Below are 16504 nucleotides of genomic sequence, written 5' to 3'. Positions count from 1 at the left end.
CCATCAGGCGACGCCCTCCCCGTCCGTCGAGCCGGGCACGAGGTCGGCCAGGTCGGCGACCACGAGGGTCGCCCCGGCGGCCGTGAGCGCCTCGGCGCCCGCGCCGCGGTCGACGCCCACGACGTCGACGAAGCCGCCGTCGGCGCCCGCACGCACGCCGGACACGGCGTCCTCGAGCACGACGCTGGTGGCGGCGGTCGCGCCGAGCACCTCAGCGGCGTGGAGGAAGGTGTCGGGGGCCGGCTTGCCCGGCAGGCCCAGCTCGTGGGCGACGGCACCGGAGACGACGGTCTCGAACCGGTCGAGGAGACCGGCCGCCTCGAGCACCGCCGGCGCGTTGGCGGAGGACGACACGACGCCGAGGCGCACCGGCAGGGTCGCCAGGTGGTCGAGCAGCGCCACCGAGCCCGGGTACGCCGTCACCCCGTCGCGCTCCAGGACCGCGTTGAAGGCGTCGTTCTTGCGGTCGCCCAGACCACGGACCGTGTCGGTCTCCGGACCGTCCGACTCCTCGCCCTCCGGCAGCGCGATGCCACGGGACGCGAGGAAGTCGCGCACCCCGTCGTACCGCGGCTTGCCGTCCACGTGGTCGAAGTAGTCCTGGTCCGTGTAGGTCGAGGTGTCGCCCTCGCCCTTCCACCCGGCGAGGAAGTCGTTGAACATGACCTCCCACGCCCGCATGTGGACCTCGGCGGTCGGGGTGATCACCCCGTCGAGGTCGAAGAGCACGGCGGCACGGTCGGCCCAGTCGATCTGTCGCGTCACGGCTACAGGCTAGGGGTCCGGCCGCACGGGCGGGGGAGGTGCGTCGTAAACGACCGGTGACGACCGCGTCTCGATCAGCACCGGCCGCCCGGTCAGATGACCCCGAGGGCGAGCATCGCGTCGGCGACCTGCGTGAAGCCGGCGATGTTGGCGCCCGCGACGTAGTCGCCCGGCGTCCCGTACGCGTCGGCCGTCGTCAGGCACCGCTCGTGGATGCCGCGCATGATCTCCGCGAGCCGGGCCTCGGTGTGCTCGAACGACCAGGAGTCGCGGCTCGCGTTCTGCTGCATCTCCAGCGCGCTCGTCGCGACGCCGCCCGCGTTGGCGGCCTTGCCGGGACCGAAGGCGATCCCGGCCTCCCGCAGCACGTCGACGGCCTCGGGCGTGCACGGCATGTTGGCGCCCTCCGCCACCAGCAGGCAGCCGTGGTCGACGAGGAGCCGCGCGTCGGCGGCGTCCAGCTCGTTCTGCGTCGCGCACGGGAGCGCGACGGTCGCGGGGACGCTCCAGACGGAGCCGGTGCGGTGCTCGAGGCCCCGCTCCTCGGCGTACGCCGTGAGGGAGGTCCGCCGCCGCTCCTTGACGTCGCGGAGGAGGTCGAGGTCGATGCCGGCCTCGTCGACGACGAAGCCGCCCGAGTCGGAGCAGGCGACGACGGTGCCGCCGAGCTGGTGGACCTTCGCGATGGCGTGGACGGCGACGTTGCCGGAGCCGGAGACCACGACGCGCCGGCCGTCGAACGACGTGCCGCGGTGGGACAGCACCTGCTCGGCGAAGTAGACGAGGCCGTAGCCGGTGGCCTCCGGCCGCACCTGCGAGCCGCCCCAGGTGACGCCCTTGCCGGTGAGCACGCCGGACTCGTAGCGGTTGGTGATGCGCTTGTACTGGCCGAAGAGGTAGCCGATCTCGCGACCACCGACGCCGATGTCACCGGCGGGGACGTCGGTGTGCTCGCCGATGTGGCGGTAGAGCTCCGTCATGAAGGACTGGCAGAAGCGCATGACCTCGCCGGCCGACCTGCCCTTGGGGTCGAAGTCGGAGCCGCCCTTGCCGCCGCCGATGGGCAGGCCGGTCAGCGCGTTCTTGAAGATCTGCTCGAAGCCGAGGAACTTCACCGTCCCCGCGAGCACACTCGGGTGGAACCGAAGCCCGCCCTTGTAGGGCCCCAGGGCCGAGTTGAACTCCACCCGGAACCCGCGGTTGATCTGCACGCGGCCGGCGTCGTCGACCCACGGCACGCGGAACACGATCTGGCGCTCCGGCTCGCACAGGCGCGTGAGGATGCCCCCGTCGGTGTACTCCGGGTGCCGGTCCACGACCGGGCCGAGCGACCCGAGGACCTCCCGCACCGCCTGGTGGAACTCCAGCTCGCCGGGGTTGCGGCGCAGCACCTCGGCGTAGGTGTCCTGCAGGTGCGGGTGCAGCTGGTCCGTCACGGTGTCGCCCTCGTCTTCGTCGTCGTCCGTCCGGGAGCACCGGATCGGGAGGTTCGGATCGGGCGTGACGCTAGCGAAACGACGAAACGTGCGTTTCGTCGGGGCGGTCGGCCCCGCGGGACGGCGTACGGCGCGGGGACGGCCGGGTCTAGGCTTGCGCCATGACCGGTGGCACGCCCTCGACCCCTGCCGCGCCTGCGGCTCCCAGCACCCCCGACATCAAGCCGCGTTCCCGCGACGTGACGGACGGCCTCCAGGCGACCGCCGCCCGGGGCATGCTCCGCGCGGTCGGCATGGGGGACGACGACTGGGTGAAGCCGCAGATCGGCGTCGCGTCGTCGTGGAACGAGATCACGCCCTGCAACCTGCCGCTCGACCGTCTCGCGAAGGCCGTCAAGAACGGCGTGCACGCGGCCGGCGGCTACCCGCTGGAGTTCGGCACCATCTCGGTGTCCGACGGCATCTCGATGGGCCACGAGGGCATGCACTTCTCGCTGGTCTCCCGCGAGGTCATCGCCGACTCGGTCGAGACCGTGATGATGGCCGAGCGCCTCGACGGCTCCGTGCTGCTCGCCGGCTGCGACAAGTCGCTGCCCGGCATGCTCATGGCCGCCGCGCGTCTCGACCTGGCGAGCGTGTTCCTCTACGCCGGCTCGATCATGCCGGGCAAGGTCGACGGGCGCGACGTCACGATCATCGACGCCTTCGAGGCCGTCGGTGCCTGCCTCGCCGGCAAGATCTCCCGGGAGGAGGTCGACAAGGTCGAGCGCGCCATCTGTCCCGGTGAGGGCGCGTGCGGCGGCATGTACACGGCCAACACCATGGCCGCCGTCGCCGAGGCCCTCGGCATGTCGATCCCCGGCTCGGCCGCTCCGCCGGCCGTCGACCGCCGCCGCGACGGGTTCGCCCACAAGTCCGGCGAGGCCGTCGTCGAGATGCTGCGACGCGGCATCACGGCCCGCCAGATCATGACGAAGGAGGCGTTCGAGAACGCCATCACGGTCGTCATGGCGCTCGGCGGCTCCACCAACGCGGTCCTCCACCTCCTCGCCATCGCCCGCGAGGCCGAGGTCGACCTGACGCTCGACGACTTCAACCGCGTCGGCGACAAGGTGCCGCACCTCGGCGACCTCAAGCCCTTCGGCAAGTACGTGATGTACGACGTCGACCAGAAGGGCGGCATCCCCATGGTGATGAAGGCCCTGCTCGACGCGGGCCTCCTCCACGGCGACTGCTTGACCGTGACCGGCAGGACGATGGCGGAGAACCTCGCCGACATCGCCCCGCCGCAGGTCGACGACGACGTCATCCGCAAGGTCGACCGCCCGATCCACGCGACCGGCGGCCTGACGATCCTCCACGGCACGCTGGCGCCCGAGGGCGCCGTCGTGAAGTCGGCCGGCTTCGACGAGTCGGTCTTCGAGGGCACGGCCCGCGTGTTCGACGGCGAGAAGGCCGCGATGGCGGCGCTCGCCGCGGGCGAGCTGAAGCCGCGGGACGTCGTGGTCATCCGCTACGAGGGCCCCAAGGGCGGCCCGGGCATGCGCGAGATGCTCGCCATCACCGGTGCCATCAAGGGCGCCGGCCTCGGCAAGGACGTCCTGCTCCTCACCGACGGCCGGTTCTCCGGCGGCACGACCGGCCTCTGCGTCGGCCACGTCGCGCCCGAGGCCGTCGACGGCGGCCCCATCGCCTTCGTGCGCGACGGCGACCCGATCACGCTCGACGTGGCCAACCGCCGCCTCGACGTCGCCATCGACGAGGACGAGCTCGAGCGCCGCAAGGTGGGCTGGGAGCCGCTGCCGCCCAAGTACACGCGCGGCGTCCTGGGCAAGTACGCCCGCACCGTCGGCTCGGCCGCCCACGGCGCGGTCACGGGCTGATCCGCTGCCGACCCGCTCGGCCGCCCCGGAGGAGCACCCCCCGTCCGCGGCCGAGCTCGACCCGCGGGACCCGCTCGCGGCGCTGGTCCGTCTCCGTGTCGGTGACGGCCCGCTCCGCGGGCCGCTTCCGCGCCCGCCCGCCCGGCTGGCCCGGCCCCCGGCGGCGTCCCGGCGCGTGATCTGAGGGGGTGGCGTGTTCCCCGGTCAGCCGGGGAACACGCCGCTTTGACCATCAACGTTGATGGTCAAAGCGGTCGATTCGGTGCACGCCGTTCGCTCGGTGGACGCCCTGTCCGGTGAGCGAACGCGTCCTCGGGCCTACGGCCGCGAGGCCCGAGGGCCAGGCCGGCTTGGCTCGGTACGGCGCGGCTCGGCGCGGCTCGGCTCGGCGAAAGAAAACGCGGACCGCGGCCGCCCAGGACCAGGAAAACGCGGACGCCTCAGCGCCTCGGGTCCGCGTTTTCCTTGTCCTGCCCGGCGGGCCCACTCGCCCGACCAGGCCTCTGCCCGACCCGGCGCCCGTCGGGCTACCCGGCCGTGTGCTCCGGCGTCCCACCCGGCTGCGTCCCACCCGGCTGCGCCCCGCCCCGCTGCGCGAACGCCGGCCGCGCGAAGAACAGCACGACCACGATCCCGAGCGCCATCGCGCCCGCGGGCAGGAGCACGGACTGCGCCATCGCGTCCGAGAACCGCGTCGCGACCTCGGGCGGCATGGCGCCCGTGCCCGTGCGGACCTCCTCGACCGACCCGCCCGCGCCGGGCAGGTTCGCCGTGATCCGGGCCTGGATCAGTGCCGCGACGGCAGCACTGCCGAGGACGGCGCCGATCTGCCGCGTCGTGTTGTAGACGCCCGACCCGGCGCCCGCCGACGACAGGGGCAGGTTGCGGGTCGCGGTGGCGGACAGGGGCGCCCAGAGGAACGCGCTGCCCGCGCCGAAGAGCGCGAGCGGGAGGAGGATCTGCACCACCGCGCTGTCCGGTGTCATCACCCGGCTGAGCCAGACCAGCGCGACGGCCGAGAAGAGGAACCCGACGACGGTGATGGTGCGGGGGTGCACGCGGTCGACCAGCCGCCCCACGAGGGGGGCGAGGAAACCGGTGGCCAGCGCCATCGGCACGAGCAGCAGGCCGGTCTCCGTCGGCGACCAGCCGCGGGCTGCCTGCGCCCAGAGCGTGACGGGGAAGCTGAACGCCGTCACCGCGAACGCCACCAGCGTGATCCCGCCGTTGGCGAGCGAGAAGTTGCGGTCGCGGAAGAGGCCGAGCGGCACGAGCGGCTCGCGCTCGATCCGCGCCTGCCAGCCGAGGAAGACGGCGAGCACGACGAGCCCGCCGACGATGAGGAGCGGCACGGAGATGATCCCGGTGATGGTGCCCCAGTCGTACTTCTCGCCCTCCTGGATGCCGAACACCAGCAGGAACATGCCGACGGCGCTGAGCGCGACCCCGACCCAGTCGAAGGTGTGCGCGTGGGTGGGCAGCGCCGGCACCAGCCGCAGGGCGAGCACGAACGCCACGATCCCGACCGGCACGTTGATGAAGAAGATCCACTCCCAGCCGGGGCCGTCGACGAGCACGCCGCCGAGGATCGGGCCGACGAGCGTGGCCACGCCGGCCGTCGCGCCCCACAGCGCCATGGCCGGCCCGCGCCGGGCGGCCGGGAACGTGCGGGTGATGACGGCCATCGTCTGCGGCGTCATCATCGACGCGCCGAAGCCCTGGAGCACGCGCGCGACGATGAGGCCCTCGATCGTCGACGTCAGTCCGCACCACAGCGAGGCGAGGGTGAAGACGCCGAGCCCGACGAGGTAGATGCGCTTGGGCCCGACCCGGTCGCCGAGGCGCCCCGTGACGAGCAGCGGCACGGCGTAGGCCAGCAGGTAGGCGCTCGTCACCCAGATGACGCTGTTCACGTCGGTGTCGAGACCGGTCATGATCGCCGGCGTCGCCACCGACACGATCGTGGTGTCGACCAGGATCATGAAGAACCCGATGACCATGGCCCACAATGCGGGCCAGGGGTTCGTCCCGGGGGTGTCCGTCGTCGGGGCGGGGGTGCTGGTCACGTCGGCCACGGCAGGTCTCCGTCGGTGAGTCGGGTGATGAGGGTGTCGAGCCAGGCGATCTCGGCGTGGCGCAGGTGCAGCGCGTGGTCGGCCTCGATCCAGTAGGCCTCCGCCACGCCGCGCTCGCGCACCGAGGCGATGAGGCCGGTCAGCACGGCCGCGTCCGCCCGGAGGGCGTCGAGCTGCTGGGACAGGTCGGCGACCACGTCGCCGCGCGGCAGGTTGTGGGCCTCGGTGAGGCCGAGGGCGGCCTCCGGGTACGCCGCGGCCGGCGCCCGCAGCAGCTCCCGGAGCCGCGCGGTGAGAGCGCCGCGGCCCGCGTCGGTGATCCGGTACGTCGTGCGCTCGGGTCGGTTGCCGTCGCGCTCGGTGCCTACGACCTCCGCGAGCCCGGCGCCGGCCAGACGCTCGACGGCGTGGTAGAGCGAGCCCGGCCGCACCTTGACGACGCGGTCCTCGTGGCGGTCGAGCAGCGTCTGGAACATCTCGTAGGGGTGCATCGGACGCTCCGCCAGGAGCGCGAGCGCGGCGACGGCGATGGGGGTGAGCGCCACCCGACGACCTCCCCGGCGTTCCGTGTCGAATATTCCGCGCGGAACAGTAGGCCGGGAGGACTGGCCTTTCAACCCGGGCGACCGACCCGGGCGATCGCCCCGGACCATCAGGGGCGGGCGAACACGACCTGGTTCTGGGTGTAGCGGCCCGCGTCCCGGTCGTACGGCCCCGTGCACGTGATCAGCCGCAGCTGGTCGTCCGCCGTGGCCCCGAAGACGAGCTCGGTGGGGAACCGGTCCTGCTCGACGGCCTCGGACCGCTCGACGACGTAGGTGACCGCCCGTCCGTCGGCGCGGTGGACGACGACGGTGTCGCCGTCCTCGAGCGTGGCGAGGTCGGCGAACACGGCCGGGCCGTCGACCGCGTCGACGTGCCCGACGACCACCGTCGGTCCCCGCTCCCCGGGGCGGCCCCCGCCGGTGTACCAGCCCACGTCGTCCGGGTCGGTCGGCACCTCGAGCTCACCGTCGTCGCCGATGCCGAGGTCGATCGGCACGGCATCGACCCCGATCGCCGGGATCTCGACGCGCACCGGTCGCGCACCGTCGTCGACCGGCGCGGACGGTGCGCCCGACGGAGCCCCCGATGGAGCCCCCGAGGAGCTCGCCGACGGGGGAGAGGAGGGCACCGAGGACGGCGCTGCGCCCCCGCCCCCGCCGCAGCCGGCGAGGGCCAGCGCGGCGAGGACGAGGGCGAGCGACCGGTACGGCGCGGCGTGCTCAGGCACGCCGGCGCGCGACCACGAGCCCCCCGCCCGCGGCCGCGACGGCGACGCCCGCCAGCCCGGCGACGGCCAGCGCCGTACCGGTCCCGCCGGTCCCGGCCTCCGCCACCGTGCCCCCCAGGCCGGTGTCGACGCCGCCGACGGGGATCTCCTGCAGCTGGCCGCGCACGGCGCCCGCCGTGAACGCGGCCGTGTGGGTGTCGGCCGAGAACGACGACGGGTCGGCCTCGAGGTCGGACAGGGTGAAGCCGGTGCCCGTGTCGTTGCCGTCCTCGCCCTCGATGCCGGTCGTGAACGGCCCCTGCATGCAGCCGCTGGACGTCCGGGTGTCGCCGTCACCCTCCGGGTTCGGGAACGCGATCCGCGGAGGCCCGCCCTGCCCGGCCGGCGCGGCATGGATGTGCGTCGCCGTGCGTGCGGGGCTCTGGTACTCGCCCGTCACGCCCGTCAGCGTGATGTCGTAGCAGATGACGTCCTCGTCCGAGTTCACCATGAACGTGAACGTGCCGGTTGCCCCCTCCTCGCCCGGCACGGACGCACCCTCGGCGTCGATGATGGTGTCCGGCGTGGCCATCACGGTGTAGGCGCTGGTGAACGACGCGGGCCGGGGGACCTCCTCGTCGGCGGCCGCGGGCGCTGCGGCCGCGGCGAGTCCCAGCGGGGCAGCCACGGCGAGGGCGGCGAGACGGATCGGCGTGCGGTTCGTGCTCATGCGTGCTCCTTCGTCGGGGGCGCCCACGCAGCGCCCGTCACGAGGGGGTACGTCGTCGGCGCCACCTCCGTTCACCGGCCCGCGAAATTTCTCGGTACGGCGCTGAACGGCCCCCGCTCGCGCGTCGTACCCCTCGACATGACGACGGCTAGGGTCGGGGCGATGTCCGACCTCGACCTCGCGGAGGCGCACCGCCTGCACGCGGGCGAGCTGCTGGGTTTCGCGGTCAACGTGCTGCGCGACCGCGGCGCGGCGGAGGAGTGCGTGCAGGACACGTTCACGCGGGCGTGGCAGGCCCGGGCCACGTACGACGCCACCCGGGCCTCCCTGCGCACCTGGCTGTTCGCCATCGCGCGCAACGCGGTGGTCGACCACCTGAGGGTGCGGGAGCGGCGGCAGCGCCGGGCGGCGGCCGCGGCCGAGGAGGCCGGGCTCGAGGCGCGGGTGGTGCCGCTCCACCGGGCGCCGGAGTCGGCGCTCGTCGAGGACCGTCTCGAGCTGGCCTGGGCTCTCTCCCAGCTCAGCCCCGCGCACCGCCGCGTCGTGGTCGCCGTCCGGTTGGAGGGGCTCACCTACGATGCCCTGTCCGCCCGGGACGGGGTGCCGGTCGCGACGCTGCGGACGCGGATGTACCACGCCCTGCGCGCGCTCCGTGCGCTGCTGGAACCGGAGGGGGAGTCATGAGCACATCGTCCGAGCGTCGCGACGAGCTGGTCGCGGGAGCGGTCACGGGTCACCTCGACGCCGCGGAGCAGGCGGAGCTGGACGTGCTGTGCCGGGAGGACCCGACGGTCGCGGCCGAGATCGAGGAGCTGCGGGCGGTGTCCGACCGGATCGGCGCCCTGGGGACGTGGGAGGAGCCGCCGGCGCCCCGCGCAGCCGCCCCGCGCCGGCGGCGCACGCTGCTCGCGGCGGCCGCCGCACTCGTGGTCGGCACCGGCCTGGGGGTGGCCGGCACCCTCGTCGCGCAGCAGGCGGGGGACGAGCCCGAGGCCCCCGAGGTCACCGGGCCGCCCGGCACCCTCGGCGTGGCCGAGCCCGTCCGGTTCGAGCCCGTGGCCGGGTCCCCGGCCGCCGAGGCCGAGGTGCGGGCCGAGGTCATCCCGCACACGTGGGGCACCGAGGCGGTCATCGACGTGGACGGCCTCGCCGTGGGGGAGACCTATGACGTGCTGTTCCTCGACGCCGATGGGTCGCCGGTCAGTGCGGGCGCCTTCCTCGGCTCCACGGTCGAGATCCACTGCAGCCTCAACGCCGCCGTCCTCCGCGAGGACGTCGTGACGCTGCAGATCGTGGGCCCTGACGGCGAGCTCGTGCGCTCCGCCGAACTGCCGACCGTCGCCGGCTGAGCCGGTCTGGAGCAGGCTCCCGGAACGGCCGACGGCCGCCGCCCCCCGAGGGGGACGGCGGCCGCCGGTGGTGGTGCGGGTGGTGCGTCAGCTCACCGCGGGGACCGGGACGATCTCGCCGCGGCGGCCCGGCGCACCGTAGAGGTGCAGGACCAGGGCGTCGGCACCGCCGGCGCCGAGCAGGTCGATCGTGGCGCCGTCGGTGTCCTCGAACAGCGGGCCCTCGGTGCGGATGCGGGGGGTGCCCGCGTCGTACTCCACCTCGCCGGTCGCGTCCGTGGTGCCGCCGACCGCCGCGTCGTACACGCCCGCCACGTAGGTGATGGGCGCGCTCGCCGTGCCGGTCGGGAGGCCGATGGCCGCCTTGCGGACCGGGAGCAGGACCACGTCGGTGTCGAACACGTTCGTGTCGACGTCGGCGTCGAAGAAGTTCACCGGCTGCTGGTCGACCGTGTCGCCGGACTCCAGGTCGACGGTGACCGAGTACAGGACGTCCGAGTCCGGGAAGAACTGGAGGTACGTCTCGTAGTCGGGGGTGCCGTCGCCGTTCACGTCGTAGTCCACGAACGGGACGCTGAGGCGACCCACGGTCGCCCAGTCGCCCCAGGTGTCGATGCCGAACCAGAGGTGGGTGTTCGACGAACCGGCGCCGACGGACTGGAGGTCCATGCCGCGGTCCGAGCCCTGGTCGACGCAGCCGACCGTCTGGGTGCCGGTGCAGATCGGCATCTGGCCGCTGCGCGCGCCCAGCTCGAGCACCGAGACCACGGAGCGCTGGCGCGCCGTGCCCTCACCCTGGTCGACCCCGTTGCCGCTCAGCACGAGCTGCTGGTTGGCGACCGAGGCGGTGGTCGTGGAGTTGACCCGCGCGACACCGTGGACCGGGACGCGCAGCGGCGTCTTGTTGGGTGCCGTGATGGTCAGGCGGCCCGAGGCGGCCGAGACGAACTGGCGCGGGGTCTCGAGCTGCTCGGGGTCCATCGTCGGGTCGATCTGGCGCTGGACCGCGCTGGGCGTGACGACCATGTTGAGCGTCACCGACCGCTCCGAGCGAGCGGGGACCGTCACCGAGGTGGCCGACAGCGTGTAGCGGACGCCCGGCTGGTTCGTCGAGCCCTGCCAGCCCAGCTTGTAGGTGACCGAGGCGGACGAGTTGTTGCGCACCGTCACCGTCTTGGAGCGGGTGGCGTTGGCGGAACCGGAGGCGACGTTGACGACGCCGAAGGTGGCGGAGACGGGGTTGTTGGTGCCGTTGGTCCACGCGAGCGTGGTCGTCTCCGTCGCCGAGCGGGCGTCGATGCGACCGGCGCCGACGCGGGCCGGGCCGTACTTGGCGCCCGTGCGGCCCTCGTCGGTGAACAGGTCGTTGGTCGCGGTGTTCATGACGGCGGCCTTGACCTGCAGCGGGGTCCACTCCGGGTGCTTGGCCACGACGAGCGCGGCGACACCGGCGGTGACCGGTGCGGCCATCGACGTGCCGGAGAGAGAGGCGCTCCGGCTGCCGGTGCCGACCGCGGCGGAGCTGATGGTGTCGCCGGGGGCGGCGACGTCCGGCTTCACGCCGTTGTAGGTGCCGTGGCCACCGCGGGAGGTGAAGCCCGAGACGGTGTCGGTGATGGCGTCGTCGTAGGTCGAGATGCTCTGCGCGAGGTCGCCGTCGAAGGTGATCGCGAGGGTGCCGGCGGCCGCGGCCGAGCGGAGGCGCTCGGTCTCGGTGCCCGTGAGCTGGATGACCGGGATGTCCGGGTCGCCGGAGATGCCGGCGCCGAAGACGTCGAGCTCGCTGGTGAAGATGGCGCCGATGGCGCCGGCGGCCTTCACGTTCGCGGCGCGGGCGATCGAACCGCAGCGCCGCGTGGCGTCCACGTCGTCCCACTCGAGCCAGGCGATCTTGCCGTTCACCTTGGCGGCGTCCGCCGTCGAGAGCGCCTGGCAGCCGTCGGCGTTGGAGCCGGGGATCGCCGCGACCGTGCCGGAGACCGGCGGCTCGTTCGCGAAGTCGTAGGCCTGGGAGAACTGGCCCGCGGCGGGACCGGCGAGGGCCGCGGGGGCGGTGACCGTCACCGCGTCGCGGCGCTGCATCGAGTCGACGCTGCTCGCGACGGCGAGGGAGCTGGTCGCGCTGCCCGGCGAGCCGCCGGCGTCGGTGAGGTCGCCCTCGTTGCCGTTGGAGGCGACCGTGAGGACGCCGTGGCGGGTCAGCGTGTCGATGACCGCGTTCTGGGGGTCGTCGGCCGGCACGAAGGCGGAGCCGAGGGACAGGTTGATGATGTCGAGACGGTCGGAGAAGTCACCGTCGCCGTTGGGGTCGAGCGACCAGTCGAGCGCCGCGATGACCTCGTTGGTGCTGCCGCCGCAACCGAACACCCGGAGGGCGTAGATCTCGGACTCGGGCGCCATGCCCGGACCGATCTCGAGCGCGCGGAGCGTCTTCGGGCCCACGGAGGCGTAGTTGCCGGCGAAGGTGCCGCCGCCGGGCAGCACGCCGTACCCGCCCGCGCTGCCGGCCACGTGCGTGCCGTGGCCCTCGCAGTCGAGGGGGTTGGGGTCGGGCGAGGGGACCGGGTTGTAGGTCTCCGACGTCGGGTCGGCGTTGTAGTCGTCGCCCACGAAGTCGTAGCCGCCGGCGATCTTGGCCTGGCCGCGCGCGGGGAGCGCCTCGCGCCAGCCGTCCTCGGTGGAGGCCGCGTTCGCGGCCTCGAAGGCCTCGACCGTGCCGGGGCCGCCGAAGGTCGAGTGGGTGTAGTCGACGCCGGTGTCGATGACGCCGATCTTCACGCCCTTGCCGGTGTTGGCGCCGAGGTTCCAGACCGTGTTGGCGCGCACGAGCGCCGCGGCGCTCGAGTTGTCGAGCGTGCGCTCGGCGATGCGGGAGACCTTCGCGACGCCGGGCTCGGCGGCAAGGGCCTCGATGGCGGCCGTGGTGCCCGTGATCGACACGCCCGGCACCGCGTTGCTGACGGTGAACGACGACGTCGCTCCCGAGTCCGCCGCCTGCGCGACGTCGAGGAGCTCGTCGGCGGTGGCCTCGACCTGCGCGCGGCGCTGGGTGGCCTGCGAGCGCGCGGAGCTGCCCGAGCGCTGGGCGGCCGCGTCGGCGGCACCCGCCCCGGTGATCTGCACGAAGACCGTCTGGCGCGCGTCGGTGTCGAGGTCGACACCGGGGGCGATCTTGGCCCGCTCGACCGACGGGGCCGTGGCCTCGGGGATCGGCAGGGGCGCGTCGCCGTCGCCGGGGGCGGCTGACGCGGGGGAGATGGTGAGCATGGAGGCGCCGAGAGTGGCGACGGCGAGGCCGACCCATCGACGCGGTGGTGTGAGGTGCACCCGAGATCTCGCTTTCCGAGCCCCACCCGACGCGTCCACGGGCCCGATCCCGCGGCCGGAAGACGTCCGGCGGTGCGAGCACTGTAGGTCCGAACGGCGCCGCCGACCACGGGTCGGGACGAGGAATTTTCCAGACCGTGACCTGCGCCCACGGGCCGTGACCCGCGGCGTGCGGTCCCCGCCCCCTCGTGCTCGTCGGTGCCGGGTGCTGTGATGGGGGTCATGAGCGACAGCGCCGACGCCGACCCCCGCGCCCTCCTGAGCGGCGACGACCTCCTGGCCGCCGACCTCCCCGACTGGCGCCTGCTGCTGCGGTCGCTGCACGCCCGCTTCGAGCTGGAGTACGGCGATGCGCTGGCCCTCGTCGCGGCCATCGGCGCCCACGCGGCCGAGGTCGACCACCACCCCGACATCGAGCTGCGCTACGGCGCGGTCCGCGTCGTGACGCACAGCCACGACGTGGGCGGGGTGACCGCCCGCGACGTCGCGCTCGCCCGGCGGGTGTCGGAGCTGGCGCGCGAGCACGGCGCCCGGCCGGCGCCGGAGAAGGTGCAGGCCCTGGAGATCGCGCTCGACACCCCCGACCTCGCTCGGATCAAGCCGTTCTGGCAGGCCGTGCTGGGGCTCGCCGACAACCCGCGCGACGGGGACGAGCTGGCGGACGCGCTGGGCACGGGCCTCCCGGGGTTCTGGTTCCAGACGAGCGAGCCGACGGAGGAGGACCGCGTGGGGGAGCCCGCGGGTCGCATGCGGTTCCACCTCGACATCACGGTCCCGCACGACGTGGCCCTCGACCGGGTCGAGGCGGCGCTCGCGGCCGGCGGCCGCCTGGTCACGGCCGAGCACGCCCGTTCCTTCTGGGTGCTGGCCGACGCGGAGGGCAACAAGGCGTGCGTCTGCACGTGGCAGGACCGCGGCTGAGGGGGCCGGTCCGCGCCCGTCATCCGAGACCGGCGTACCAGGATGTGGGACTCGATGGCAGACTGGTTGACGTCGTCCGGTCCTGACGGCGACCGTAGGCGCATGCGCATTCTTCTTGTACGCACGCGACGCGTGGACTGAGCCCGGAACCACTCCGAGCGCGTCCCCGCGTCACCCCTCGTCGCCATCAGGCCCGAGGGGTTTTTTGTTGGGCCGAGGCAGGTGGCGGACACTGTCCGCGCCGGTCCCGGGCCGACGAGCCGCAGTGCACGACCGATCGAGACCGCCCCCGCGACGACGCGGGAGCAGACAGGGAAGAACCGAGCCGATGAGTGAGCAGAGCGAGGCGTCCACGCCGACCGTGACCGGGGCGCAGAGCCTCGTCAAGTCGCTGGAGAGCGCCGGGGTCGACACGATCTTCGGCATCCCGGGCGGGGCGATCCTCCCGGCCTACGACCCCCTGATGGACTCCACGCAGATCCGCCACATCCTCGTGCGCCACGAGCAGGCGGGCGGCCACGCCGCGCAGGGGTACGCCGTGGCGACCGGTCGCGTCGGGGTCTGCATGGCCACGTCGGGCCCGGGGGCGACGAACCTCGTCACGCCGCTGGCCGACGCCCACATGGACTCGGTGCCGCTCGTCGCGGTCACGGGCCAGGTCGGCGCGTCCATGATCGGCACGGACGCCTTCCAGGAGGCGGACATCCGCGGCATCACGATGCCGATCACCAAGCACAACTTCCTCGTCACCGACCCCGCCGACATCCCGGTCAAGATCGCCGAGGCGTTCCACATCGCCTCGACCGGCCGTCCCGGCCCGGTGCTGGTCGACATCGCGAAGTCCGCGCTGCAGGCGTCGACCACGTTCCGCTGGCCGACGGAGCTCAACCTCCCCGGCTACCGCCCGGTGACGCGCCCCCACGGCAAGCAGATCCGCGAGGCCGTCAAGCTCATCCTCGAGTCGCGCAAGCCGGTGCTCTACGTCGGCGGCGGCGTCGTCCGCTCCGGCGCCTCCCGCGAGCTCCGCCGCCTGGCCGAGTTCACGGGCATGCCCGTCGTCACGACCCTGATGGCGCTCGGCGCGTTCCCCGACAGCCACCCGCAGCACATGGGCATGCCCGGCATGCACGGCACGGTCGCGGCGGTCGCGGCGCTCCAGAAGAGCGACCTCATCATCAGCCTCGGCGCGCGCTTCGACGACCGCGTCACCGGCAACCTCGACTCCTTCGCCCCGAACGCCCGCGTGATCCACGCCGACATCGACCCCGCGGAGATCGGCAAGAACCGCCACGTGGACGTGCCGATCGTCGGCGACGCGCGCGAGGTCATCGACGAGCTGCTGGCGCTCCTGACGTCGCAGGCCGACGCCGGCCACACCGGCGACTACGAGGGCTGGGCCGCGTTCCTCTCCGGGGTGAAGGGCCGCTACCCGCTGGGGTACGACGCGCCCCCGGACGGCGCCCTCGCGCCGCAGTACGTGCTCGAGCGGCTGAGCGACATCGCCGGCCCCGACTCCATCTACTGCTCGGGCGTCGGGCAGCACCAGATGTGGTCGGCGCACTTCGTGCAGTACGAGCACCCGCGCACCTGGATCAACTCCGGCGGTCTCGGCACGATGGGCTTCTCGGTGCCCGCCGCGATGGGTGCCAAGGTCGGCCGTCCCGACACGACCGTCTGGTCGATCGACGGCGACGGCTGCTTCCAGATGACCAACCAGGAGCTGGCCACCTGCGCGATCGAGGGCATCCCGATCAAGGTCGCCGTCGTCAACAACGAGTCGCTCGGCATGGTGCGCCAGTGGCAGTCGCTCTTCTACGAGGGCCGCTACTCCAACACCGACCTGCACTCGAAGCGCATCCCCGACTTCGTCAAGCTCGCGGACGCCTACGGCTGCGTCGGGCTCTCCTGCGAGACGCCCGACCAGGTCGACGCGACCATCGAGAAGGCCATGGAGATCAACGACGTCCCCGTCGTCGTCGACTTCCGCGTCCACCGCGACGCGATGGTGTGGCCCATGGTGGCCGCCGGCTCCAGCAACGACGACATCAAGTACGCGCGGGACCTCGCGCCCACCTTCGACGAGGACGACCTCTAATGGACGAGCGGAGCGAGACCATCATCAGGAACAGGTGCGACGGAGCCTCGTCGGCGCCCGGAGCGAAGCGAGGACGTCGATGAGCGACAAGCACACTCTCTCGGTCCTGGTGGAGAACAAGCCCGGCGTGCTCGCGCGCATCGCGGCCCTGTTCAGCCGCCGCGGCTACAACATCGACAGCCTCGCGGTGGGCCCGACGGAGCACCCCGAGATCTCCCGCATGACGATCGTCGTCGACGTCGAGACGTCGCCGATGGAGCAGGTCGTCAAGCAGCTCAACAAGCTCGTCGAGGTCATCAAGATCGTCGAGCTCGACCCGACGAACTCGGTCAACCGCGAGCTCGTCATGGTCAAGGTCCGCGCCGACACCGAGACCCGCGGCCAGGTGCTCGACACCGTGCAGCTCTTCCGCGCCAAGGTCATCGACGTCGCCCCCGACGCCGTGACGATCCAGATCACCGGCAACTCCGGCAAGATCGCCGACTTCCTGCGCGTGCTCGAGCCCTTCGGCATCCGCGAGCTCGTGCAGTCGGGCATGGTCGGGATCGGCCGCGGCTCGCGCTCCATCACCGAGCGCACCGTGCGCCCGGTGCCCGTCCCGGTCCCGGCGGCCGGCTGACGCCACCAACCAGGCGGCGCGGGTCCCGGCCCGCGCTCGCCAGCGACGTACC

The 16504-nt window shown here is 73.2% G+C and carries 13 protein-coding genes; 6 read left to right on the top strand and 7 right to left on the bottom strand.

All coding sequences use genetic code 11. From position 1 onward, the window contains the following. Positions 1–3: 3 nt before the first annotated feature. A complete protein-coding gene (locus PIR53_11475; protein WZH50645.1) occupies positions 4–765 on the bottom strand; it encodes a beta-phosphoglucomutase family hydrolase in 762 nt (253 codons plus the stop codon). Between the two features lie 92 nt (positions 766–857). Beyond that, entirely contained in the window at positions 858–2189 is a 1332-nt protein-coding gene (gdhA, locus tag PIR53_11470) for an NADP-specific glutamate dehydrogenase (protein WZH54441.1), read from the bottom strand. Between the two features lie 173 nt (positions 2190–2362). Between gdhA and ilvD the strand changes: the two genes are divergently transcribed. Beyond that, positions 2363–4084: a dihydroxy-acid dehydratase gene (gene ilvD / locus PIR53_11465; protein WZH50644.1), complete on the top strand. Its 1722-nt coding sequence runs from the start codon at positions 2363–2365 to the stop codon at positions 4082–4084. Positions 4085–4611: 527 nt separating this feature from the next. On the opposite strand, the gene PIR53_11460 is transcribed toward ilvD, so the two are convergent. From PIR53_11460 to PIR53_11445, 4 genes are all read right to left on the bottom strand, one after another. Then, on the bottom strand, positions 4612–6084 hold the full coding sequence (locus PIR53_11460) for a DHA2 family efflux MFS transporter permease subunit (protein WZH50643.1): 1473 nt from the start codon (positions 6082–6084) through the stop codon (positions 4612–4614). Positions 6085–6146: 62 nt separating this feature from the next. After that, positions 6147–6704, bottom strand: coding sequence for a PadR family transcriptional regulator (locus PIR53_11455; GenBank protein ID WZH50642.1), 558 nt, complete (start codon positions 6702–6704; stop codon positions 6147–6149). A 107-nt stretch (positions 6705–6811) separates the two neighbouring features. Further along, positions 6812–7432, bottom strand: a complete 621-nt coding sequence (locus PIR53_11450; protein WZH50641.1) for a class F sortase — start codon at positions 7430–7432, stop codon at positions 6812–6814. Beyond that, the gene (locus PIR53_11445) at positions 7425–8141 is read right to left on the bottom strand and encodes a CHRD domain-containing protein (GenBank protein WZH50640.1); all 717 of its coding nucleotides are present in this window, start codon (positions 8139–8141) and stop codon (positions 7425–7427) included. The genes PIR53_11450 and PIR53_11445 overlap by 8 nt, the downstream gene beginning before the upstream one ends. A gap of 162 nt (positions 8142–8303) precedes the next feature. Between PIR53_11445 and PIR53_11440 the strand changes: the two genes are divergently transcribed. Together PIR53_11440 and PIR53_11435 are read left to right on the top strand one after the other, a co-directional pair. Next, on the top strand, positions 8304–8825 hold the full coding sequence (locus PIR53_11440) for an RNA polymerase sigma factor (protein ID WZH50639.1): 522 nt from the start codon (positions 8304–8306) through the stop codon (positions 8823–8825). Then, entirely contained in the window at positions 8822–9490 is a 669-nt protein-coding gene (locus PIR53_11435) for a hypothetical protein (protein ID WZH50638.1), read from the top strand. Before PIR53_11440 ends, PIR53_11435 begins: the two co-directional genes overlap by 4 nt. An 87-nt stretch (positions 9491–9577) precedes the next feature. On the opposite strand, the gene PIR53_11430 is transcribed toward PIR53_11435, so the two are convergent. Further along, on the bottom strand, positions 9578–12757 hold the full coding sequence (locus PIR53_11430; GenBank protein WZH50637.1) for a S8 family serine peptidase: 3180 nt from the start codon (positions 12755–12757) through the stop codon (positions 9578–9580). Between the two features lie 282 nt (positions 12758–13039). Between PIR53_11430 and PIR53_11425 the strand changes: the two genes are divergently transcribed. From PIR53_11425 to ilvN, 3 genes are all read left to right on the top strand, one after another. Next, positions 13040–13738 carry a 4a-hydroxytetrahydrobiopterin dehydratase gene (locus PIR53_11425; protein ID WZH50636.1) on the top strand — a complete coding sequence of 233 codons (699 nt, stop codon included), beginning with the start codon at positions 13040–13042 and terminating at the stop codon, positions 13736–13738. 328 nt (positions 13739–14066) lie between these two features. Further along, positions 14067–15833 carry an acetolactate synthase large subunit gene (locus tag PIR53_11420; GenBank protein WZH50635.1) on the top strand — a complete coding sequence of 589 codons (1767 nt, stop codon included), beginning with the start codon at positions 14067–14069 and terminating at the stop codon, positions 15831–15833. A 79-nt stretch (positions 15834–15912) separates the two neighbouring features. Further along, the gene (gene ilvN / locus PIR53_11415; protein WZH50634.1) at positions 15913–16452 is read left to right on the top strand and encodes an acetolactate synthase small subunit; all 540 of its coding nucleotides are present in this window, start codon (positions 15913–15915) and stop codon (positions 16450–16452) included. The last annotated feature ends 52 nt before the right edge of the window (positions 16453–16504 follow it).

Origin of the sequence: Nocardioides alkalitolerans (genome assembly GCA_038184435.1) — a bacterium.
Classification (GTDB): domain Bacteria; phylum Actinomycetota; class Actinomycetes; order Propionibacteriales; family Nocardioidaceae; genus Nocardioides; species Nocardioides alkalitolerans_A.
Note: the sequence above shows the minus strand (reverse complement) of the source record. Positions and strands in the feature narration are given on the sequence as shown.